Source organism: Microbacterium sp. K2 (assembly GCF_051365005.1).
In the GTDB taxonomy this organism is placed as follows: domain Bacteria; phylum Actinomycetota; class Actinomycetes; order Actinomycetales; family Microbacteriaceae; genus Microbacterium; species Microbacterium foliorum_B.
Genome location: NZ_JBLWII010000001.1, coordinates 1,949,677 through 1,971,568 on the forward strand (window position 1 = coordinate 1,949,677; position 21,892 = coordinate 1,971,568).

The 21,892-nt window shown below is 69.1% G+C and carries 24 protein-coding genes; 12 read left to right on the forward strand and 12 right to left on the reverse strand.

The features are described from left to right. Window positions 1-96: 96 nt before the first annotated feature. Genes ACLKOY_RS09440 through ACLKOY_RS09455 form a run of 4 tightly spaced genes read left to right on the forward strand, consistent with a single transcriptional unit; the run spans window position 97 to window position 2,814 of the window. Complete coding sequence (locus ACLKOY_RS09440; RefSeq protein WP_436453394.1) at window positions 97-864, forward strand: HesA/MoeB/ThiF family protein; 768 nt, start codon at window positions 97-99, stop codon at window positions 862-864. After that, window positions 861-2,108 (forward strand): molybdopterin molybdotransferase MoeA, encoded by a 1,248-nt coding sequence (locus tag ACLKOY_RS09445; RefSeq protein WP_436453395.1) that lies wholly within the window; start codon window positions 861-863, stop codon window positions 2,106-2,108. The genes ACLKOY_RS09440 and ACLKOY_RS09445 overlap by 4 nt, the downstream gene beginning before the upstream one ends. Continuing rightward, entirely contained in the window at window positions 2,105-2,584 is a 480-nt protein-coding gene (gene moaC / locus ACLKOY_RS09450; protein ID WP_436453396.1) for a cyclic pyranopterin monophosphate synthase MoaC, read from the forward strand. The genes ACLKOY_RS09445 and moaC overlap by 4 nt, the downstream gene beginning before the upstream one ends. Next, a complete protein-coding gene (locus ACLKOY_RS09455) occupies window positions 2,581-2,814 on the forward strand; it encodes a MoaD/ThiS family protein (protein WP_436453397.1) in 234 nt (77 codons plus the stop codon). Before moaC ends, ACLKOY_RS09455 begins: the two co-directional genes overlap by 4 nt. Window positions 2,815-2,846: 32 nt before the next feature. On the opposite strand, the gene ACLKOY_RS09460 is transcribed toward ACLKOY_RS09455, so the two are convergent. The 5 genes from ACLKOY_RS09460 to ACLKOY_RS09480 form a co-directional block, all read right to left on the reverse strand. Then, on the reverse strand, window positions 2,847-3,287 hold the full coding sequence (locus ACLKOY_RS09460; protein WP_363572635.1) for a molybdenum cofactor biosynthesis protein MoaE: 441 nt from the start codon (window positions 3,285-3,287) through the stop codon (window positions 2,847-2,849). Continuing rightward, entirely contained in the window at window positions 3,284-3,772 is a 489-nt protein-coding gene (locus ACLKOY_RS09465; protein ID WP_436453398.1) for a MogA/MoaB family molybdenum cofactor biosynthesis protein, read from the reverse strand. The genes ACLKOY_RS09460 and ACLKOY_RS09465 overlap by 4 nt, the downstream gene beginning before the upstream one ends. Window positions 3,773-3,813: 41 nt before the next feature. Next, complete coding sequence (locus ACLKOY_RS09470; protein WP_436453399.1) at window positions 3,814-5,454, reverse strand: molybdopterin-dependent oxidoreductase; 1,641 nt, start codon at window positions 5,452-5,454, stop codon at window positions 3,814-3,816. A gap of 84 nt (window positions 5,455-5,538) precedes the next feature. Next, window positions 5,539-5,811 carry a hypothetical protein gene (locus ACLKOY_RS09475; protein ID WP_436453400.1) on the reverse strand — a complete coding sequence of 91 codons (273 nt, stop codon included), beginning with the start codon at window positions 5,809-5,811 and terminating at the stop codon, window positions 5,539-5,541. Window positions 5,812-5,872: 61 nt separating this feature from the next. Then, complete coding sequence (locus ACLKOY_RS09480) at window positions 5,873-6,571, reverse strand: GTP pyrophosphokinase (RefSeq protein ID WP_436453401.1); 699 nt, start codon at window positions 6,569-6,571, stop codon at window positions 5,873-5,875. 98 nt (window positions 6,572-6,669) lie between these two features. Here ACLKOY_RS09480 and ACLKOY_RS09485 point away from each other — a divergent pair, with 98 nt between their 5' ends. Next, window positions 6,670-7,029: a nuclear transport factor 2 family protein gene (locus ACLKOY_RS09485; protein ID WP_436453402.1), complete on the forward strand. Its 360-nt coding sequence runs from the start codon at window positions 6,670-6,672 to the stop codon at window positions 7,027-7,029. Between the two features lie 100 nt (window positions 7,030-7,129). Further along, on the forward strand, window positions 7,130-9,217 hold the full coding sequence (locus ACLKOY_RS09490) for an APC family permease (RefSeq protein ID WP_436454110.1): 2,088 nt from the start codon (window positions 7,130-7,132) through the stop codon (window positions 9,215-9,217). A gap of 6 nt (window positions 9,218-9,223) precedes the next feature. Here the strand turns inward: ACLKOY_RS09490 and ACLKOY_RS09495 are convergent, their stop codons facing one another. Beyond that, window positions 9,224-10,630, reverse strand: a complete 1,407-nt coding sequence (locus tag ACLKOY_RS09495; protein WP_436453403.1) for a PLP-dependent aminotransferase family protein — start codon at window positions 10,628-10,630, stop codon at window positions 9,224-9,226. Between ACLKOY_RS09495 and ACLKOY_RS09500 the strand changes: the two genes are divergently transcribed. Genes ACLKOY_RS09500 through ACLKOY_RS09510 form a run of 3 tightly spaced genes read left to right on the forward strand, consistent with a single transcriptional unit; the run spans window position 10,629 to window position 12,804 of the window. After that, entirely contained in the window at window positions 10,629-11,564 is a 936-nt protein-coding gene (locus ACLKOY_RS09500) for a DMT family transporter (RefSeq protein ID WP_436453404.1), read from the forward strand. The two genes, ACLKOY_RS09495 and ACLKOY_RS09500, sit on opposite strands and share 2 nt — an antisense overlap. Before the next feature lie 13 nt (window positions 11,565-11,577). Further along, on the forward strand, window positions 11,578-12,189 hold the full coding sequence (locus ACLKOY_RS09505) for an FMN-binding negative transcriptional regulator (RefSeq protein ID WP_436453405.1): 612 nt from the start codon (window positions 11,578-11,580) through the stop codon (window positions 12,187-12,189). Window positions 12,190-12,198: 9 nt separating this feature from the next. Further along, on the forward strand, window positions 12,199-12,804 hold the full coding sequence (locus ACLKOY_RS09510) for a GNAT family N-acetyltransferase (RefSeq protein WP_436453406.1): 606 nt from the start codon (window positions 12,199-12,201) through the stop codon (window positions 12,802-12,804). On the opposite strand, the gene ACLKOY_RS09515 is transcribed toward ACLKOY_RS09510, so the two are convergent. From ACLKOY_RS09515 to ACLKOY_RS09540, 6 genes are all read right to left on the reverse strand, one after another. Continuing rightward, window positions 12,791-13,468, reverse strand: a complete 678-nt coding sequence (locus ACLKOY_RS09515; protein WP_436453407.1) for a GntR family transcriptional regulator — start codon at window positions 13,466-13,468, stop codon at window positions 12,791-12,793. The genes ACLKOY_RS09510 and ACLKOY_RS09515 overlap by 14 nt on opposite strands. Window positions 13,469-13,493: 25 nt before the next feature. Continuing rightward, window positions 13,494-14,228, reverse strand: coding sequence for a GntR family transcriptional regulator (locus ACLKOY_RS09520; protein ID WP_436453408.1), 735 nt, complete (start codon window positions 14,226-14,228; stop codon window positions 13,494-13,496). Between the two features lie 213 nt (window positions 14,229-14,441). Further along, entirely contained in the window at window positions 14,442-15,620 is a 1,179-nt protein-coding gene (locus ACLKOY_RS09525) for an SLC13 family permease (protein WP_436453409.1), read from the reverse strand. A gap of 71 nt (window positions 15,621-15,691) precedes the next feature. Beyond that, a complete protein-coding gene (locus tag ACLKOY_RS09530; RefSeq protein ID WP_436453410.1) occupies window positions 15,692-16,045 on the reverse strand; it encodes a YciI family protein in 354 nt (117 codons plus the stop codon). Further along, window positions 16,042-17,340 carry an RNA polymerase sigma factor gene (locus ACLKOY_RS09535; RefSeq protein ID WP_436453411.1) on the reverse strand — a complete coding sequence of 433 codons (1,299 nt, stop codon included), beginning with the start codon at window positions 17,338-17,340 and terminating at the stop codon, window positions 16,042-16,044. Before ACLKOY_RS09535 ends, ACLKOY_RS09530 begins: the two co-directional genes overlap by 4 nt. 106 nt (window positions 17,341-17,446) lie before the next feature. Next, window positions 17,447-17,632: a hypothetical protein gene (locus ACLKOY_RS09540; protein WP_436453412.1), complete on the reverse strand. Its 186-nt coding sequence runs from the start codon at window positions 17,630-17,632 to the stop codon at window positions 17,447-17,449. Between the two features lie 289 nt (window positions 17,633-17,921). Between ACLKOY_RS09540 and ACLKOY_RS09545 the strand changes: the two genes are divergently transcribed. Genes ACLKOY_RS09545 through kdpB form a run of 3 tightly spaced genes read left to right on the forward strand, consistent with a single transcriptional unit; the run spans window position 17,922 to window position 21,842 of the window. Further along, window positions 17,922-18,011, forward strand: coding sequence for a potassium-transporting ATPase subunit F (locus tag ACLKOY_RS09545; RefSeq protein ID WP_056276367.1), 90 nt, complete (start codon window positions 17,922-17,924; stop codon window positions 18,009-18,011). Continuing rightward, window positions 18,011-19,696, forward strand: a complete 1,686-nt coding sequence (gene kdpA / locus ACLKOY_RS09550; RefSeq protein WP_436453413.1) for a potassium-transporting ATPase subunit KdpA — start codon at window positions 18,011-18,013, stop codon at window positions 19,694-19,696. Before ACLKOY_RS09545 ends, kdpA begins: the two co-directional genes overlap by 1 nt. Window position 19,697: 1 nt before the next feature. Then, a complete protein-coding gene (kdpB, locus tag ACLKOY_RS09555; RefSeq protein WP_436453414.1) occupies window positions 19,698-21,842 on the forward strand; it encodes a potassium-transporting ATPase subunit KdpB in 2,145 nt (714 codons plus the stop codon). The last annotated feature ends 50 nt before the right edge of the window (window positions 21,843-21,892 follow it).

Below are 21,892 nucleotides of genomic sequence, written 5' to 3' on the forward strand. Positions count from 1 at the left end.
GATGAATGGCATCTCGTCCGTATTCGTTCAGTCCTGAACAACGACGAATCTCGCTCAGCTCACCGCAACGTCGCACCCCGGGCATAGCCTGGTGCCATGCAGCCGCTCGTCACCCCCGCACCCGCCCTCGATCCAGCGGAGCTCGTCCGCACCGCCCGGCACGCAGTGCTCGCGGGCATCGGCGAAGAGGGACAGCGCCGGCTCTCGGCCGCCCACGTCGCGGTCGTCGGTGCGGGTGGCATCGGCTCACCTGTGCTGCTCGCGCTGGCAGCCGCCGGCATCGGGACCATCACCGTGATCGACGACGACGTGGTCGAGCTCACCAACCTTCAGCGGCAGCTCGCGCACCGGGTCGAGGACATCGGCCGACCCAAGACCACCTCAGCCGAGCGTGCGATCACCGCGTTGTCGCCCGGGGCCGAGGTGCTGCTGGCCGCCGAGCGACTCGACTCCGAGAACGCCGAGCGCCTGTTCGCCGGCGCCGACATCGTGGTCGACACGAGCGACTCCTTCGCCACCCGCCGCGACGTCGCGGCCGCGACCGAGGCCCTCGGCATCCCTCTCGTCTGGGGAGCCGTGCAGGAGTGGCACGCCCAGGCCACGGTGTTCTGGTCGAACCCGCCCGAGCATGACCCGGTCGTGCTGACCGATCTCTTCCCGCTCGGCACCGAGGGCGAGCCACCCAGCTGCGCGCAGGTCGGCGTGCTCGGCGCGCTGTGCGTGCAGGTCGGAGGGATGCTGGCGGGCGAGGTCGTGAAGCTCGTCACCGGCGCGGGCGCGCCGCTGCTCGGACGCCTCGCCATGATCGACGCCCTCACCTCGAGACAGCACGAGATCGCGATCCGTTCGGCGGTGTCGGCATGAGCGCCTCAGGCAGCAGCCGCCGGTCGGTCGAGGAACAGCTCGCGCGCGTGCTCGACGCCGCGCGCACCCTGCCCGGTGAGACACGGGCGATCCGCGACGCCGCCCACCGCACCCTCGCCGAGCCCGCGACGGCAGCCCACGACATCCCCCTCTTCGACAACTCCGCGATGGACGGCTTCGCGGTGCGAGCGGCCGATGTCGCCTCGGCATCCGAAGAGAACCCGGTCGTGCTGCGCGTCGTCGCAGACCTGCCGGCCGGGGTGTCGGACGACCCGCCGCTCGCGGCAGGCGAGGCCGCGCGCATCATGACCGGCTCCCCTGCCCCGACCGCCGCGGATGCGATCGTGCCCTTCGAAGACACAGCGGGCGGCCTCGCCGACTCCCTGGGAGACGTGCGGGTGCTGCGCGCGCCGGCCGCCGCAGGAGCCTTCATCCGTCGCCGTGGCACCGACCTGAGAGCCGGGGATGCCGTGGTGCACGCCGGCGAGCGTCTGGGCGCCTTCCAGCTCTCGGCTGCCGTCGCCGCCGGGGTCGAAAACGTGACCGTGACCCGAGCGCCGCGGGTGGCCGTCGTCTCGACCGGCAGCGAACTGCTCGAGCCGGGCGAGACCGCGACCCGCGGCCGCATCCCCGATTCCAACGGTCCCCTGCTCGAGCTGCTCGTCGCGGATGCCGATGCCGAGGTCGTGCTCGCCGCCCGTGTCGCCGATGATGCCGAGGCCGTGCGCACCGTCACCGCGACGGCGGTCGAGCGCGGTGCCGACGTGATCGTGTTCACGGGCGGCGTGAGCGCCGGCGCCTACGAGCCCGTCCGCGGAGCGTTCGACGGCCGCGGCGAGGTCGAGTTCGCGAGCGTCGCGATGCAGCCGGGCAAGCCGCAGGCGTTCGGTGTGCTCGACACCGGCACCCTTGTGTTCGGCCTGCCGGGCAACCCCGTGAGCGTCGCGGTGTCGTTCGAGGTCTTCGTGCGGCCGGCGCTGCTCGCGCTGCAGGGTCGCACCGAGATCCATCGCCCCCGCGCATCGTTCACCGCCGATGCTGCCTGGACCACCCCTCCCGGCCGCCGTCAGTACCTCCCCGCCGTCGTCGACCTCGCGAACAGGACTGTGCGCCCGGCGACCGCCGGCGGCTCTGGCTCGCACCTCGCCGGTGGCCTCGCGCGTGCGCAGGCCTTCGCGATCGTGCCCGCAGAGGTCGAGGCCGTCGCCGTGGGCGATGCGATCGATGTCATGCTGGTCGAATGAGCTTCACGCATCTCGACTCGGCCGGCCACGCCCACATGGTCGACGTGACCGGCAAGCAGCCGACCGTCCGCACCGCCACCGCGCGCGGCTTCGTGCGCTGCAGTGCCGACGTGATCGCGGCGCTGCGCGACGGCACCGCACCCAAGGGCGACGTACTCGCGGTCGCCCGGATCGCCGGCATCCAGGCCGCGAAGTCCACTCCGACCCTGCTGCCGCTCGCGCACGTGATCGGCGTGCACCGGGCCAACGTCGAGCTCGAGATCGTCGACGACGGTGTGCACGTCGAGGCGACCGTCGGCACCGCCGACCGCACGGGCGTCGAGATGGAGGCCCTCACGGCCGTCTCGGTGAGCGCGCTCGCGATCGTCGACATGATCAAGGGCCTCGACCGGTCCGTCGTCATCGAAGACGTGCGCATCGTCGCGAAGTCGGGCGGTCGTTCGGGCGACTGGGTGCGCGAGGGAGAATCGCGATGACCCGCGTGCGCTACTTCGCCGCAGCAGCCGAGGCTGCGGGCGTCGACGCTGAGGAGCGGCACGAGGCCTCGCTCGAGGCCCTCCGCGCCGCGGTCGTGGCGGAGCATCCGGCTCTCGCCGACATCCTGCCGCGCTGCGCGGTCATGGTCGACGGCGTACGCAGCGACGACGACCGATCGCTCGACGACGCCCAGCTGATCGACGTGCTGCCGCCCTTCGCCGGAGGCTGAGCCGAGCGCCGGCGGCTGATGCCGGCCGCGGCTCAGCCGCCGATGCCCTTCCACGACGTCGACCCGTCGGACTCGACCTGACGCTTCCACACGGGCAGCGACGTCTTGATGTCCTCGATCACCGCGCGACACACGTCGAAGGCCTCTGCTCGGTGCTCCGCGGCGACCGCGATGACCACGGCCGCGTCGCCGACATCGAGGCGACCGATGCGGTGACTCACGGCCACCACCACTCTGGCGTCGCCGACTGCATCCGCTGCCGCCTCCTCGGCGATGCGTCGCAGCGTCGACTCGGCGTCGGGGTGCGAGCTGTACTCGAGCCCGACCACGGCAGTCGTCGCGTCGGGGTCGTTGTCGCGCACGCGTCCGATGAAGGTCGTGACACCGCCCAGTGCAGGGTCGTCGACGGCGGCGAGATGCGCGTCGACGTCAAGACGCTCGTCTGAGATCGCGGCGATCCGCACCTCGTTCACGAGTGGTCACCGCCCTCGACCTGGTCGACCACGTGTCGGGCGACGGTCAGTACGACGGGAACCCCGGATGCCACGGCGCGAGGCGACCCGGGAAGATTCACGACGAGAACTCCTGCCGGGTCGACGATGCCGGCGACGCCGCGAGACAGCACCGACAGCGGAGTGTCGGCCAGACCGCTGCGACGCAGCTCTTCGGCGATGCCCGGAACCTCGCGGGTGATCACCCGACGGGTGCCCTCCGGAGTCTGGTCGCGCGGGCCCACGCCGGTTCCGCCGGTCGTCACGATCAGCCGCACGCCACGGGCGACCGCTCGGCGCAGCGCGTCGGCGACGGAGGTCGACCCGTCGGCGACGACCTCGGCATCCGGGCAGTGCCACCCGGCATCCCTCAGCAGGCCGACCGCGATGGGTCCGCCCCGGTCTTCTCGTTCGCCCGCGAACGAGCGGTCGGAGACGGTGATCACACAGGCGGGGAGCGACGTCATGGCTCCCACCCTAGGGCGGGAGCCGGCGGGACGCGCCGACATCACGAAACGCGGATGAGCGACCGCTGCCAGCCCGACGAGCCGTTCGGGGCGATCGGCGCACGCTCTTCGATCTGCATGTCGCCGTTCTTGTTGATCGCCCGCACAGCCACATAGTGCGTGCCGGGTGTGGCATCCCACTCCATGAACCACTGCACCCAGGTGTTCTCGTTGACCGGTGCAGACAGCGTCGCCGGCATCCAATCGCCCTCGTCGATGCGCACCTCGACGCGCTCGATGCCCACGGTCTGCGCCCAGGCGACACCCGCGATCGGGATGCGTCCGGCATCGACCGCCTGGCCGACCTTCGGGGTGTCGACACGCGAGGCGAACTTGATCGGCGCCTCCGCGCTGTAGCCGCGGGGTGTCCAGTAGGCCTCATCCTTGTCGAAGGTCGTGACCTTCAGCTCGGTGAGCCACTTCGTCGCCGACACGTAGCCGTACAGACCGGGCACGACCATGCGCACCGGGAACCCGTGCTCGAGCGGCAGCGGCTCGCCGTTCATGCCCACCGCGAGGATCGCGTCGATGTTGTCGTCGGTCAGCGCCGACAGCGGCGTGCTCGCGGTGTAGCCGTCGACGCTCTTCGAGAGCACCATGTCGGCTCCGGACTTCACGCCGGCCTTCGCGAGCACATCGCGCAGGGGCACACCGAGCCACTTCGCGTTGCCGACGAGGTCGCCGCCCACCTCGTTCGAGACGCACGTGAGGGTGATCGCGTATTCATCGAGGCCCATGTCGAGGATGTCCTGGAAGCTCATCTCGACCCGCTGATCGACCATTCCGTCGATCACGAGGCGCCAGGTGCTGGGGTCGATCGTGGGCACCGTCAACGCCGTGTCGACGCGATAGAAGTCCTTGTTGGGGGTGAAGAGCGGGGTGAGGCCGGGGATGTCGAGCTCGGCGCCGTTCGGCACGGTCACGGTCGACTTCGGCGAGGGCAGCGTGAGCGCCTCACGGATGGTCGCGACGGAGGCGACGGTCATGCTCACCGCACGCGAGGCGATGCCGACCACGACGGCGGACGCGCTGGCGATGCCCGCGAGGATGAAGAACTGACGGCGCCCCATGGCCTTCGGCGTCTGCTCGGCATCCTGGCCCACCGTCTCCGAGCCGGTCGCGACGAGGCCCTCGCCCTTGCGGTCGGTCATCACGGCAGGAACGGCCGACGCCTTCCACGTCTTCAGACGGCGGATCAGGAGGACGATGAGGATCGAGCCCGCGATGGTTCCGAGCACGGGAGGCAGGAACGCGAGGGGCGTGACACCCGCCCTGGTCACGATCGCCGCGGTGGAGAGCGCGCCCGCGACCACCAGGGCGATCACGCCGAGCGGGGGACGGAGCAGCTGAAGGATTCCGGCGATCGCCGACGCGATCACCACCGCGAGACCGAGACCGACCAGCAGCGCGATCTTGTCGTACTCGCCGAAGGTCGCGATCGCGAACTCCTTGAACGGCTGCGGCACGATGTCGATCACGAACCCGCCGACCGCGAGGATCGGACTCGCCGAGCGCGCGAAGATCAGCGCGAAGAGCTCAGCGGCTGCGAGGAAGACGGCTCCGCTGATCACACCCGAGAGTGCGGCCCAGAAGATGAATCGTCTGCCCTTGCTGCGCTGAGGGTCCTTGCTGCGCTGTGCCATGGTCTGCTCCTTCGCACCGCCGACGGTGTGGTCAGCGGTTGTTCGGAGCGGAGACGCGAACGGATGGTCGCCCGGGCACTGTCGCTAGAGGCGGCGCGCGGTGATGGTGTCGCGGTCCTGCAGTTGGCGCAGGGTGCGCAGGCATCTGGAGCAGAGGATCTCGACTCTACGAGGGTGGTTCTCACCGCAGACGCAGTCGACGGTCACGCGCCACTTGGCCTTGCGTCCGCACGCGGCATACGCCTCGTCGTCACCGTGGTCGCACTCGCAGAGCTGGAGTCCGCGATCGTCGAGACCGGGGAGCTCCCCGAGGATCTGCTCGACGTCGGAGACCGGGGGCTGCTGCGTTTTCACCACCTACCCATGTTCCCAGGGGTACGCGACTGCGGGCAACACCGCCGCGCTCGCGGGCGGCGGGTCAGACCTGCACGACGCGCGGCGGGGGCGGCGGCGCGAGCTGGCGCTGCGGCACTCCGTGGGCCTCGCGGTGCAGTCGCTCCATGCGGCTGTCGAGCTCGGCGGCGGCCTCGGCCGCATCGGTCAGGCTCTCGACGAGGTGCGAGGGCACCTGGTTCGAGAACTTGTAGTAGATCTTGTGCTCGAGGCTGGCCCAGAAGTCCATCGCGATCGTGCGGAACTGCACCTCGACCGGCACCGCGAGCGCCCCGGTCGACAGGAACACCGGCACCTCGATGATCGCGTGCAGGCTCTTGTAGCCGTTCTCCTTCGGAGTGGCGATGTAGTCCTTCACGGTGCGCACCGTGACGTCGTCCTGTGCGGTGAGCAGGTCGAACAGGCGATACACGTCGGCGACGAAGCTGCAGGTCACGCGCACGCCCGCGATGTCGGTGATCTCCGAGCGGATGCGCTCGAAGTCCGGCTCGGCGATGCCCTTGCGGGCGATCTTCTCGACGATGCTGTCGGGAGTCTTCAACCGGCTCTTGACGTGCTCGATCGGGTTGTAGGCGTGGTGGTGCGTGAACTCGTCGCGCAGGATGCCGATCTTCGTCTCGACCTCCCGCATGCCGAACTCGTACTCGCGCAGGAAGCGCTGGAACTCGTCGCGGAGCTCCCGAGTCTGCTGGATCGCGTCGTCGGTGACCTGAAGAGACGTCATGCCTTCGACGTTATCCGTCCGTGATCGGAAGTGGCTGTGCATCTTCGATGGAGTCGAGAACCTTGACGATGTCGGAGGCCGGGTCTAGAACGGAGGGCATGACCAGCGCAGGAGAGAAGTGGACCGAGGCGTACGTCGAGGCCTGGAAGTCGAACGATCCTCAGCAGATCGCCGCGCTCTTCAGCGAAGACGCGATCTATCTCACCAGCCCAGACGCCGAACCGCGCGTCGGCAGGGCCGACATCGTCGCCGGCTGGCTCGAGGACCTCGACGAACCGGACACGTGGACGTTCGACTGGTGGATAGTGCGCGAGGACGAGGAGTTCGTCGTGATCGAGGGGCGCACGAAGTATCCGGCTGAGCGCGACTATGTGAACCTCTGGATCGTCCGACTCGATGCGGAGGGGCGGGCGACCTCCTTCACCGAGTGGTACATGCCCCGCCCCCATCAGGACTGACGGAGACCGGAGGTTGCGGGCCGTGAGGATTCCGTTAGGGACGCCCGAGCACCCGTAGGGATTCCGTGAGGAACCCGTGAGGAAGGCGTTCGTGAGCGTAGTGTCGCCCGACGTGTCAGAAGAAACCCGCGGCAACACAGACGCTCCTCCTCGCGTGAAGCGCATCCTGATCGGCGACCCGCTGACGAGTGCCCAGGTCGACGATCAACTGCTCCCGAAGAAGATGGCACTGCCGATCTTCGCGTCGGATGCGCTGAGCTCGGTCGCCTACGCGCCGCAGGAACTCGTGATGATCCTGCTCATCGGCGGACTGACCTTCCTGTCGTTCACGCCGATCGTCGCGGTGGCCGTCGTGGTGCTGCTGATCGTCGTGGTGCTCAGCTACCGCCAGCTCATCAAGGCCTACCCGTCGGGTGGTGGCGACTACGAGGTCGCCTCGAAGAACCTCGGCGAGATCCCCGGAGTCATCGTGGCGGCGGCCCTGCTGGTCGACTACGTGCTGACGGTCGCCGTGTCGGTCGCTTCCGGTGTCGACAACATCATCTCGGCCGTGCCCGGGCTCGACCCTGCGCGCGTCGAGCTCGCGGTCGGATTCGTGATCCTGATCATCATCGTGAACCTGCGCGGGGTGCGCGAGGCCTCGCTCGTCTTCGCCATCCCGACGTACGTGTTCATCGGCTCGGTCGGCTTCATGATCGTGACGGGGCTCTTCCGCACGTTCCTCGGTGATGCGCCGGTGGCGTCGAGCGCCGAGTTCGCCGTGCACTCAGAGGACCTCGGCCAGGCCGCGGTCATCCTCCTGATCCTGCGCGCGTTCTCGAGCGGATGCTCGGCCCTCACCGGCGTCGAGGCGGTGTCGAACGGCGTGCCCGCCTTCCGCACGCCGAAGGTGCGCAACGCACAGACCACGCTCGTGCTGATGGGCTCGATCGCCGCCTGCCTGTTCGCGGGTCTCACCGCGCTCGCGCTGATCACCGGCGTGCATTACGCCGAGAACCCGTGCGACCTGATCGGGTTCGACTGCTCGAACCCGCAGCCGAGCCTGATGGCGCAGATCGCCTCGGCGACGTTCGGTGGCGGCAGCATCCTGTTCTTCATCATCCAGGCGGCGACCGCGTGCGTGCTGCTGCTGGCGGCCAACACCGCCTTCAACGGCTTCCCGCTGCTCGGCTCGGTGCTCGCCCGCGATGGATACGCGCCCAAGGCGCTGAACACCCGCGGTGACCGCCTGGTGTTCTCGAACGGCATGATCGTGCTCGGCATCGCCGCGATCGCGGTGCTGGTGGTGTTCCAGGCGAAGCTCACCACGCTGATCCAGCTGTACATCATCGGCGTCTTCGTGTCGTTCTCGCTCGGGCAGATCGGCATGGTGCGTCACTGGAGGCGCATCCTGCGCGGACCGGCCGAGAAGACGCCAGGATCGGGAATCGACGGCGCCTCGGCATCCGATCGCCGCTCGGCCAGGATCGGCCTGGTCATCAACTCGGTGGGTGCCGCGATGACCGTCGCCGTGCTGCTGATCGTGACGATCACGAAGTTCACGCACGGCGCGTACCTGGTGTTCTTCGCGATCCCGGTGTTGGCGTTCCTCATGATGGGCGTGAAGCGGTACTACCGCGACGTCGAGCACGAGATCGCGATCGACGACACGACGAAGTTCGGCGCGACGGGCGATCTGGCGATCGTGCTCGTCAACCGTCTGCAGAAGCCCGTCATCAAGGCCATCGACTATGCGGTCGCCGCCAAGCACGGCAAGACGCTGGCGGTGCACGTCGCCGTGGCATCCGACGATGCCGCGCAGCTGCAGAAGGAATGGGCCGACCACCTCGTGCCGATCCCCCTGGTGATCGTCGAGTCGCCGTTCCGGTCCTTCGCTCAGCCGGTGACCCAGTTCATCACGCAGTACCGCGAGAAGCACGGCTCGTCGGTGGTCACGGTCTACTTGCCGCAGTACATCGTGGGGCACTGGTGGGAGACGTTCCTGCACAACCGGCGCTCGCGTCGCCTCGCCAACCAGCTGATGCTCGTGCACGGGGTCTCGATCACGCTGGTGCCGTGGCTGCTCGACTCGTCGGAGCTCATCTATGGCCGGCGCTCACGCCCGCTGCCCGGGCAGGAGCGCGCAGGACGGCCGGTCGTCGTGCAGGGTCGTCGCGCGCACCGCCCCGAGGGTCCGCCGGAGAGCTGACACTGCTCAGGATGCCGCGAGCACGCCGCCGAGGATCTCGGCCGCCTCGCTGAACCGCGCCGGGTCGGCGTGGGCGTAATTGAGGCGCACATAGGCGCCCGAGGGTTCGGCCGGGAACCACTCCGCCCCGGGCGAGATGACGAGTCCGCGGGACTCGCACTCCCGGACGACCGCGTCGACGTCGGTGCCCTCCGGAAGCCGTGCCCACAGGTTGAGGCCGCCGGCGGGAACCACGTCGACGGTCGCGGTCGGAGCGTGCTCGGCGAGGCTCGAGAGCAGCAGGTTGCGCCGGGTCCGCAGCTGATCGCGGAACCCGCGCAGGTGGCTCCGCCACGCGGGCTGAGTCACCACGTCGAGAGCAGCCGCCTGCAGCACCCCGCTCACATACATCGACTCGGCGGCGCGGTCGGCGAGGATGCGCTCGCGCGCCGGCCCCCGGGCGATCACCGCGGCGATCCGCAGCGCCGGTGACACGCTCTTGGTCAGCGAACGGAGATAGACGACATGGCCGTCGTCGTCGAGCGCGGCGATCGGCGACGGATCGCCGTCGATCGCCAGGTCGTGCGCCCAGTCGTCTTCGATGAGGAAGGCACCGTGTCGTCGCACGCTCTCGAGAACAGCGAGGCCTGTCGACGCGGGCCACCTCGCACCGGACGGGTTCGCGAACGTGGGCTGCGCATAGAACGCGCGAGCCCCGGTCTCGACGAAGGCTCGCTCGACGGCATCCGGATCGGGGCCGTGCGGACCTGAGGGGATCGGCACCAGGACGACCCCGGCCTGCTCAGCGGCGAGCAGCGCACCCCAGTAGGTGGGCGACTCGATCAGCAACGGCTGGCCTGCGCCGACCACGGCCCGGAAGATCGAGCTCAGCCCGCTCTGGCTGCCCGCGATCACGAGCGCGTCCCTCGCCGATGCCGGTGTGACGTCTGCCGGTGCGGATGCTGCGAGCTCAGCGGCGAACCATGCCTGGAGTTCCGGCAGCCCGGCGGCGGGCGAACGGGTGAGCGCAGAGGAGGTGCGTGCTGCGCGGGTGATCGCCTGACGGACGAGCCGCTCGGGAAGCAGCTCGATGGCGGGGTACCCCGAGTGCATGCCGATCGCATCGGGGGCGACGGTGCGCTGCGTCGAGGTGAGGCCGGCGAGTCGGGCGGGAGGCGCCCCGAGGGCGGATGTCTGCCAGCCGTAGTCCGCAGCGCGGGGCGGTCGCTGCGCCCGCACGAACGTGCCCGCCCCCGGTCTCGACTCGACCAGACCCAGTCGCACCAGGCGAGCCATGGCCTTCTGCACCGTGACGGGACTCGCACCGTACTCGGCGACGAGGGCTCGATTCGACGGCACGCGGGCGCCCGGCGGGGCCGACGCGATCCACCGACGGAGTCCGGCCACGATCCGGTCACTGCTATCCTGGCTCATGAAAGAACAGAGTAGCGTTATCATTCGGACGCGTACACCGCTATCCTCACGCGCCGGACTCTGGTGGGGTCTCCTCGGCGTCACCGCCTTCTCCTTCACTCTCCCGTTCACCCGCATCGCGGTCGGCGGCCTCTCGCCGCTGTTCATCGGGTCCGGCCGCGCAGTCGTCGCCGCCGCACTCGCCGCCCTGGCGCTGGCGGTGACACGTCAGCATCCACCCACCAGTGCGCAGTGGTGGCGCCTCGCGATCGTCGCCGGCGGCGTGGTCGCGGGGTTCCCCCTGCTGACGTCGTTCGCCATGACCGCTGCGCCTGCGAGCCACGGCGCCGTGGTGATCGGCCTGCTGCCCGCAGCGACAGCCGTGATGGTGGTGCTGCGCACCCGAGAGCGCCCCGGACGGGCGTTCTGGTGGTTCGCCGCCCTGGGCGCCGCCGCGGCCGTCGTCTTCGCCTCGCTGCAGAACGGCGGTCTCGGCGAACTCCACTGGACCGATCTGCTGCTGTTCGGGGCGGTGCTCGCGGCGGCCGTCGGCTACGCCGAGGGCGGGCTGCTCGCGCGGGAGATCGGCTCATGGCAGACCGTGTCGTGGGCGCTCGTGCTCGCGGCGCCGCTGATGCTCGTGCTGACTCTGGCATCGGCGCTCGCCGACCCGCCCACCGCTTCGCCGGTGCAGTGGCTCGCCTTCGCCTACCTCGCCGTGGTCAGCATGTTCCTCGGATTCTTCGCCTGGTATCGCGGGCTCGCGATCGGTCCCATGGCGCACGTCAGCCAGATCCAGCTGGTTCAGCCCGTGATGAGCATCGCCTGGGCCGCACTGCTTCTTCACGAGCAGATCGGCTGGCCCACCGCACTGGGTGGCATAGCCGTCATCCTCTGCGCCGCTCTCGCGGTGCGCACTCGTTTGAACCGTCCCCGACCCGCCACAACCCCCTGAAAGAGGATTTCTCATGCGCCACACACCCCGCTACCTGATGACCGACCCGCTCGAGGTGAAGCGCCTGATCCGCGGCAACCCGTGGGCCACGTTCGTGTCGCCCGCAACCACCGGACTGGTCGCCTCGCACTATCCCGCGCTGCTGATCGAGGACGAGCACGAGATCGTGATCGCGAGTCACTTCGGCCGCCCTGACGAGCAGCTGCACGAGCTGGGCGACCACGAGATCCTCGTGATCATCCAGGGCCCGCACGACTACGTGTCGCCCAGCCTCTACGCGCCGGGAGACCTGGTGCCGACCTGGAACCACGTCACGGCCCACCTCTACGGCACACCCGAGATCCTCAGCGAGGAGGAGAACTACGCCATGCTCGCGCAGCTCACCGACCACTTCGAGAAGGGCACCCCGCACGGGCGCAGCCTGTCGGAGGACGAGGCCGGCACGCGTCGCGCGGCGAAGGGCACCGTGGGCCTGAGAATGCGCGTCGACCGCTTCGATGCGCGCGCCAAGCTGAGCCAGAACAAGTCAGCCGAGGTGCGAGACAACGTCACAGCGCGGTTCGAGCAGACGAACGCGGCGCTCGCGGCCGAGATGCGGCGCGTCGCGGATCAGACGGCTCAATAGGCTGGGTCGATGACCGCTACGCCGCACACCGATGTCTGGCCCGTCCGCACCGATCGCCTGCAGATCCGGCCGATGACCGCACCCGACGTCGACGCGATGTGGCAGTGGCGGCGCCTGCCCGAGGTGAACCGCTGGCTCGGGCTGGCTCCTGAGTCGATCGAGGCGTTCCGCGAGCGATACCTCGACCCCGAGCGGCTCGCCTCGATGCACATCGTCGAGCTGGTTCCCGCAGGCGACGATGCGGCACCCGTGCCGATCGGCGACATCATGATCAGGATCGGCGACGGATGGGCGCAGCTCGAGGTCGCCGACGAGGCGAAGGGCGTCGAGGCCGAGCTCGGCTGGGTGCTCGATCCGGAACACACGGGGCGCGGCTATGCGACCGAGGCGATCCGCGCGGTGATCGACGTCTGCTTCGGTCCGCTCGGGCTGCGTCGGGTGCACGCCGGATGCTTCGCCGACAACGAGCCCTCCTGGCGCCTGATGGAGCGACTCGGCATGCGGCGCGAGGAGTTCAGCCGCAAGACCGCTCTGCACCGGTCGGGCGAGTGGCTCGACGGCATGAACTACGGCATCCTCGCCGAAGAGTGGACGCCGTCGCTCAGAGGGCTGTGACTCCGTCGACCACGAAGGTGTAGAGGTCTCTCACCAGGTCGGTCGCCTCGAGACGGTCGCGGTCGCGCGCCGCGGCGACGAGCGCATCGACGACCGATCGCAGCATCGCGGGGTTGCGAGGTCGGCTGAGCGAGCGGATGCCGAGCACCAGCGCGGGCCTCTTCGACGCGTGCAGGGTGCTCAGGTATCGATTGCGCGAGAACACCGCGAGCAGGTCGAGCAGCTCCCACAGCCCCTCTGCTCCGACGACCTGGTCGTTGTCGCCGGTCTCCCAGAGCTCTCTGACGGTCGCAGCCCTCGTGGCGAACTCGGCGATCTGCGCCTCGGTCGCCTGCGCGATGCCGAGGTCGGCCGCCGCGATCGACAGGCCTGAGCACTCGGCGGCGACGGCGACGAACCACGCGGGGGTCGGCGTCACGACGACCGACGCCCTGTTGAGCCGGTGATCGATCAGGTGCATCGCCTCGAGCGCGCCGAGGGCCGAGCGCACGGTGCCGGCGGCGACGTTGAGGCGCTGCACGAGAGCGGTGACCGACAGGGGGTCGCCGGGGGCGAGTTCGCCTGACTCGATCGAGTGCGCGAGAGAGTCGACGACGGCATCCGCTCTCGAGGTGAAGAGAGGCAGTGGCTGCTCGACCCCTCCCAGCAGTCGCGTGGAGTTCAATCTGTCGATCCGCCGGTCGGGCATGTCATTCCCCGGGTGATCGGCCGATGCGTGTCGGGTCGCCGGAGGCGGATGCGGTGGCGAGCGCAGCCGCCGCTCGGAGGGGCTCGATCGTCGATCTCAGGAACAGAGGTTCGATGACTTCGCGCACCCCCTGGCCATCGCGTCGCTCAAGCAGCGCGCGCAGCTGTTCGAGACCCGTGCGCATGAAGTCGACGAGCTCTGCGGCGACCGGTTGCGCAGGCACGGTTCTGGTCAGGTGCAGGGCGAGTTGTCCGTCGAGGATGTCGATCATCGTCTGGTTGTGGGCGCTCAGCACGACCTCACCCCAGAGCGCATACCAGAGGCTGAGTCCCTCACGACTGGAGGCTCCTGCGAGGCCTGCGGCGAGCAGTCCGTCGATGCGCTCCTGCAGCGACGCGACCTGCTCGTCGGTGTAGGTCGGCACGGCTTTGACCGCGCAGTATCCGATCATCGCGACCGCGGTCTCGACCCGGTCGGCCTGCGCGTCGAGATCGACCGGGGCGACGCGAGTGAACCGGTTGGTGCTGACTTCGATGAGCCCGAGGTCGGCGAGGCGGTTCAGGGCCTCGCGGATGGGCGTGCGGGAGACGCCGTATTCGGCCTGCAGATCCTGGTCGCGGATCTCTTCGAGGGGCTGCATGCGCCCAGAGATGATCTCCTCGGCGAGCGTGGCGAAGACCTGGTCGCGGATCAGCTGCCGCGGCCGAATCGGCAGAGATGCGCTGATGTCGCCCACGGGCACACTTTATGCCGGTGTCATGCCCACGCACCATACATCAGGCACTGAAGTTTCACCGGATCCGGCGACATGTGCGTAGCGTGGAGGCGTAGGGCAGCGACCCTCACCCGGCACACACTCCCCATGTCGTGCTGCGGACCTCCCCCAGATCCCGTGACCTGAGTCGCTGCCCTTTTCCCTACCCTCCGGCCAGCGCCGGGATGAACGGTCTCAGCCAGCGACGAACGCGAGCACGAGCGTGGCCACCAGCACCGTCGGCACGGCGACGATCGCACCCCAGAGCATCAGGCTGCCCCAGCGGATCTCGACCCCCAGCGACACCACTCTGTGGTGCCAGAGCAGCGTGGCGAGCGACGCCCACGGTGTGATCAGCGGGCCGAGGTTCACCCCGATCAGCAGTGCCATGAGCGCGACCGGGTCGCCGGCGGTGGGTTCGAGGATCAGGTAGGCGGGCAGGTTGTTCACGCCGTTCGCGGCGAGCGCGCCCGCCGCAGAGAGACGCAGCAGCTCTGCGGGCGCGTGTCCACTGGTCGCGAGGACCGACAGGAAGTCGAGGATGCCGTTCGCGTGCGCGGTCTCGACCACGACGAACAGGGCCGCCGCCAGGCCGATCGCCTGCCATGGCACGAGCGAGAGTCGCAGCACATGACGACGCCGGATGCCGAAGACGACCATGAGCACGAGCGCGGCGACCGTCGCAGGGATCCAGACGTCATGGGTCACTGCGAGCAGGGGCATCAGGAGCAGCAGGATGCCGGAGGCCGCCCAGAAGAGCACCCGGTCGGAAGGGCCACCGCCTGCAGGAGTGCGATACCCGCCGAAGAGCGTGCGTCGGTATCGCAGCGTGAGGATCACGACGGGCACGAGCACCCCGACGAGTGTCGGCGCCCAGCTCAGCGCGAGGAACGCGAGGGGGTCGTCACCGATCGACCGTGCGGCGAGCAGGTTCGTGAGGTTCGACACGGGCAGGGCGAGGGATGCCGTGTTCGCCAACCACACCGTGACGAGGGCGAACGGGAGCGGAGGGATGCCGACGCTCTGCGCCAGCACGACCACGACCGGCGTCACGATCACCGCAGTGGTGTCGAGCGACAGGAACACCGTGCTGATGACGGCGAGCACCACGACAGACAACCAGAGCAGGATCACGCGCCCGTGCCCCCACCGAGCCAGACGCTGTGCGACGACGTCGAACACCGCGGCATCCCGGGCAAGTTCGGCGACGATCGTGATCGCGATGACGAACCCGAGCACCGGTGCGATGCGGGCACCGAGCGCCCCGGAATCCGCTGATGGCAGGACGCCCGTGACGATGCAGACGAGTGCCACGGCGATGAGTGCCAGGACGATGATCGTCCCTGCTCCCAGCCGCTGTCGCGTCGCACTCACTCGCTGAGTGTAGATCCGGTGGGGGTGTGATCCGGTGAGTGTCCGTCTCGCGGCCTGTCAGCCGGGTGCGGTCACTCGTCCCAGGGGAGCTTCACCACGGGCAGGATGTAGACCCGCCCCATGACGGCGGTCGGATGCTTCGCCATGAAGCTCGCTGCCTCATCGATCGACTCGGCGGTCACGATGTCGTAACCCGCGAACCACTCCTTGAACTCGGGGAACGGGCCGTCGCTGACGAGCACCTTGCCGTCTCGCACGGCCACTGACTTCGCCTCCTCGGGGCCGGCGACCGGAGCGCCCTCGCCCAGGCTGCCGGCCGCCCTGCCCTCCTCAGCCCAGTCTTCGAGCAGGCGCTGATCCTCTCCCTGCGGCATCGTGCCGCCGGTCGGGTCGGTCATGTGGATAACGAGGTACTTGTTGCTCATCTGCTCTCTCCGTTTGTCATGGTGCCGGAGGGTCCGGGCACGAGTGGCACCGCGATCTCATCGCGACGCCGGGTCAGGTGGGTGATCTCGGCGTCGTTGCTCGCCAACGAGATCGCGCGGTCATAGGCGTCCACGGCATCTGCGGGCCTGCCCGCTGCGCGCAGCAGCTCGGCCCGAGTCACATGCAAGCCGTGGAAGTCCGCCAGTTCATCGCGCAACGACTCGACGATGACCAGCGCCTGCTGTGGTGAGTCCCGTTCGGCGATCGCCACGGCCTTGCCGAGAGTGACGACGGGACTCGGGTCGACGCGCTCCAACTGCTCGTAGAGCTCGACGATGCGCTGCCAGTCGGTGCGCCCCGCATCCACCGTGGAGGCATGCACCGCGTTGATCTCGGCGAGCAACGTGTAGCGGCCGGGCGCCGAGCCGCGCAGTCGGTCGAGAAGCGAGAGGCCTTCGTCGATCAGCCCACGATTCCACAGCCCGCGATCCTGCTCATCGAGTCGCACCAGCTCCCCCTCTGCCGTGAGTCGGGCAGGGGAGCGCGCTTCGCTGAGCAGCATGAGCGCCAGGATCCCCGCGACCTCTGCGTCGTCGGGCAGCAGCTCTCTGGCGAGTCTGGTGAGCCGGATCGCCTCGATGGTCAGCTCGCTGCGCAGCGCAGGCACTTCAGATCCGGACGCGAAGTAGCCCTCATTGAAAACCAGATAGAGCACGGCCAACACCCCGTCGATGCGCACGCGCAGGTCTTCGGGCGCGGGAACCCGATAGGGGATCCGCGCGGTCTTGATCTTCGACTTCGCCCGCGTGATGCGCTGCCGCACGGCGGATTCCTGCATCAGGAAGGCTCGCGCGATCTCTTCGACCGTGAGGCCGGCGACCACGCGAAGAGTCAGAGCGACGCGCCCTTCGAGTGACAGGGCCGGGTGGCAGCAGGTGAACAGCAGACGCAGCCGGTCGTCGTCGATGGCGCCGGTCGGCTCGGGAGGTTCGGGGTCGTGCAGCATCAGCGCCTCCCGCTGCTTCGCGTCGCGGAACGACTCCCGGCGCAGCCGATCGATGGCCTTGCGATAGGCCGTGGTGGTGATCCACCCGGCCGGATTCGGCGGCACGCCCTCGCCCGGCCACCGCTCGACAGCGGAGGCGAACGCCTCGGCGGCCATCTCTTCGGCGAGCCCGAGATCACCGCAGCGCCGAGTCAGCCCGGCGACGATCCGCGCCCACTCCTCGCGATACACCCGAGCGACGCGCGCATCGACATCAGCGGCTCGCGACCGCCCGGCATCCGCCGTCATCGCGTCATTCCGCACCGCGACCCCTGGATGCCGCCCCTCGAGTCATGCGTGCTCTCTCCATCCGGTCGGACGAGCGGGACCTGCAGCGAACCGGCCGTCATCACGATCATTCCCCTTCGAGGCTTCGGCGAGAAGGGGCGCCCTCCCAGACGCGGCGAGCGCGAGCCCACAGCGACGGCCGCCTGACCATGCCGGGGTGCTCGAGGGCGACGCGGCGCCGCTCGATGGCCTGCTCTGCCTCCTCTGCCTCCAGCCGGTAGAGAACACTCGCCATCATCGGATCGTTGTACACGTCGTCACCGTGCCTCTCATCTGCGAGACCACCCGAAACGGTCGCCTCCTACCTGCACCACGAACGACGACGGCGGGATGCGACATCGAGGCGCGAGAAAGTCCACACGACCTCGGAACGTGAGCAACTCGCATGCATCCCGCACGCCCCCGTAGGCAAAGCGTGAGGATCGCGATATGCCGGTCCGCACGGGAGTTGTATCGAGTCTCGTGCTCGACATCATCTACATCGCGCTGACTCTCGCGCTGTTCGCCCTCGTCTCCCTGGTTGCGAAGGGGGTGGAACGACTGTGATCGTCTTCGAGATCATCGCCGCCGCCCTCGCCGTGGCCGCCGTCGTCTACCTCGTGGTGGCTCTCGTCGCCCCGGAGAAGTTCTGATGGGCGCCGGCACCGAACTCTGGTTCGGCATCCTCCAGGCGGCCGCGCTCGTCGTCGCCCTCGTGCTGCTCTACCGCCCCGTGGGCGACTACATGGCGCACGTCTTCAACACGCCCCGTGACCTGAAGGCCGAGCGGGGCGTCTTCCGCCTGATCGGCGTCGACCCGGCATCCGAGCAGACCTGGCGGGCCTACGCGCGCAGCGTCCTCGCGTTCTCGGTCGTCGGCCTGCTGCTCGTCTACGGGCTGCAGCGTCTGCAGGGCTTCCTGCCCCAGTCGCTCGGACTCCCGGCCGTGCCCGAGGGGCTCGCTTTCAACACCGCCGCGTCGTTCGTCGCGAACACCAACTGGCAGTCGTACTCGCCCGAGCAGACCATGGGTTACACCGTGCAGCTCGCGGGCCTCACTGTGCAGAACTTCGTCTCGGCCGCCGTCGGTCTGGCCGTCGCGGTCGCGCTGATCCGCGGCCTCTCACGCCGCGGCTCGACCACGATCGGCAACTTCTGGGTCGACCTGATCCGCGGGCTCGGACGCATCCTGCTGCCGATCGCTCTGATCGCCGCCATCGCCCTGATCGCGGGCGGTGTGGCGCAGAACTTCGCCGGCTTCACCGACGTGACCACGGTCTCGGGCGGCACGCAGACAATCCCCGGCGGACCGGTCGCCTCACAGGAGGCCATCAAGCTGCTCGGCACCAACGGCGGCGGGTTCTTCAACGCCAACTCCGCGCATCCGTTCGAGAACCCGACGGGCTGGACCAACCTGCTGCAGATCCTTCTGATCCTCGTGATCCCGTTCGCACTCCCCCGCACCTTCGGCCGCATGATCGGCGACGACCGCCAGGGCTACGCGATCGCCGCCGTCATGGGAACGATCTTCCTGATCTCGACCTTCGCGCTCTCGGCCCTCGAGCTCGCCGGCCGCGGCAGCGCCCCCGAACTCGCGGGCGCCGCGATGGAGGGCAAGGAGGTGCGCTTCGGCATCCTCGGCTCGACCCTGTTCGGCAGCGCGAGCACCCTGACGTCGACCGGTGCCGTCAACTCGATGCACGACTCGTACACGGCACTCGGCGGCATGATGCCGATGCTCAACATGATGCTCGGCGAGGTCGCCCCCGGCGGCGTCGGCTCGGGCCTCTACGGCATGCTCGTGCTCGCGATCATCGCGGTGTTCGTCGGCGGACTGCTCGTCGGCCGCACCCCCGAGTACCTCGGCAAGCGCATCGGTCCGAAGGAGATCAAGCTCGCGAGCCTCTACATCCTCGTGACGCCCACCCTCGTGCTGATCGGCACGGCCCTGAGCTTCGCGATCCCCGGCATCCGTGCCGACGTCGAGGCGACCAGCGTCCTCAACCCCGGCGTGCACGGCATGAGCGAGGTGCTCTACGCCTTCACATCGGCATCGAACAACAACGGCTCCGCCTTCGCCGGCCTCACCGCGAACACCCCGTGGTTCAACACCGCGCTGGGCATCGCGATGCTGCTCGGCCGGTTCGTGCCGATCGTGCTCGTGCTGGCCCTGGCCGGATCGTTCGCCGCGCAGCAGCGCGTGCCGGAGAACACCGGAACCCTGCCCACGCACCGACCGCAGTTCGTCGGCCTCCTCACCGCCGTCACGGTCATCATCACGGCACTCACCTACTTCCCCGTGCTCGCACTGGGACCCCTCGCTGAAGGACTCGTCTGACATGACCATCATCACCACACCATCGGAACAGCAGGATGCTGCGGCATCCGACTCGACGCCCGCTGCACCCGCCCGCTCGTTCGGCTGGGCGCAGCTGACCCAGGCTCTGCCGGGAGCGCTGCGCAAGCTCAACCCTGCATCCCTCGTGCGCAATCCTGTGATGCTGCTCGTCTGGGTCGGCGCCGCGTTCACGACGGTGCTCGCGGTCGCCGAGCCTTTCCTCGGCGGACCCGCCGACTCGGGCGGAACCCCGGTGCCCGCGCCGTTCACCTGGGGCATCGCGATCTGGCTCTGGCTGACCGTGCTGTTCGCCAACGTCGCCGAGTCGGTGGCCGAGGGCCGCGGCAAGGCGCAGGCCGCGAGCCTGCGCAAGACCCGCACCAGCACGATGGCCCGCAAGGTCGTCAGGTATGACGCCGGCACGGATGCCACGGCAGAGCGCACCGAGACGGTCGACGTCTCGTCGGCCGAGCTGCAGCGCGACGACATCGTGATCGTCACGGCGGGTGAGCTGATCCCCGGTGACGGCGACATCATCGCCGGCATCGCGACCGTCGACGAGTCGGCCATCACGGGTGAGAGCGCCCCGGTCATCCGCGAATCCGGCGGCGACCGCAGCGCCGTCACCGGTGGCACCCGCGTGCTGTCTGATCGCATCGTCGTGCGCATCACCTCGAAGCCCGGCGAGACGTTCGTCGACCGCATGATCGCCCTCGTCGAGGGCGCGAGCCGCCAGCGCACCCCCAACGAGATCGCGCTGAACATCCTGCTCGCGAGCCTGTCGATCGTGTTCGTCGTGGTGGTGCTCGCGCTCAACCCGATCGCGTCGTATGCGGCCTCGCCCGTCAGCATCCCGGTGCTCATCGCCCTGCTCGTGTGCCTGATCCCGACCACGATCGGCGCCCTGCTCTCGGCCATCGGCATCGCCGGCATGGACCGTCTCGTGCAGCGCAACGTGCTCGCCATGTCGGGCCGTGCCGTCGAGGCCGCGGGAGACGTCACCACCCTGCTGCTCGACAAGACCGGAACCATCACCTACGGCAACCGGCGCGCCCACGAGGTGCTGCCTCTCGCAGGAGTCGACGCCGAGGAGCTGTTGCGCGTCGCCGCGCTCTCGTCCCTCGCCGACCCGACCCCGGAAGGCGCGTCGATCGTCGAGCTGGCCGCGTCGCACGGCATCCGGATCGCCGAGCCGGCCGGAGCGGTCGTCGTGCCGTTCACCGCGCAGACCCGCATGTCGGGCCTCGACCTGCCCGATGGCACGCAGATCCGCAAGGGTGCAGGCTCGGCGATCAGCGCCTGGCTCGGACTCGACACGGAGGCCGAGCTCACCGCCCTCACCGACCGTGTCGCCTCGAGCGGCGGCACTCCCTTGGTCGTCGCCGTCAAGCCTGCCGAGGGCACCGGCGAGGTGCTCGGCGTCGTACACCTCAAGGACATCGTGAAGGACGGCCTGCGCGAGCGGTTCGAGGAGCTGCGCAGCATGGGCATCCGCACGGTGATGATCACGGGCGACAACCCGCTGACCGCCGCCGCGATCGCGAAGGAGGCCGGGGTCGACGACTTCCTCGCCGAGGCGACTCCCGAGCAGAAGCTCGAGCTGATCAAGCGCGAGCAGGAGGGCGGCCGACTCGTCGCCATGACCGGCGACGGCACGAACGACGCCCCGGCGTTGGCCCAGGCCGACGTCGGCGTCGCGATGAACACCGGCACGTCGGCGGCGAAGGAGGCCGGCAACATGGTCGACCTCGACTCGGACCCGACCAAGCTCATCGACATCGTGCGCATCGGCAAGCAGCTGCTCATCACCCGCGGAGCCCTCACGACGTTCTCGCTCGCGAACGACATCGCCAAGTACTTCGCCATCATCCCGGCGATGTTCATGGGTGTCTTCCCCGGGCTCGCGGCGCTCAACATCATGCAGCTGCACTCGCCGGCATCCGCCGTGACCAGCGCGATCATCTTCAACGCGATCGTGATCGTGTTCCTCATCCCGCTCGCGCTCCGCGGAGTGAAGTACCGGCCGGCGAGCGCCTCGCAGATCCTGCAGCGCAACCTGCTGGTCTACGGCCTCGGCGGTGTGATCGCTCCGTTCATCGGCATCAAGCTGATCGACCTCGTCATCACCCTCATCCCCGGCTTCTGACCCCAGATCGTGGGCCGACACTCCAGATGTCGGACGCAACCCCGTCGCCG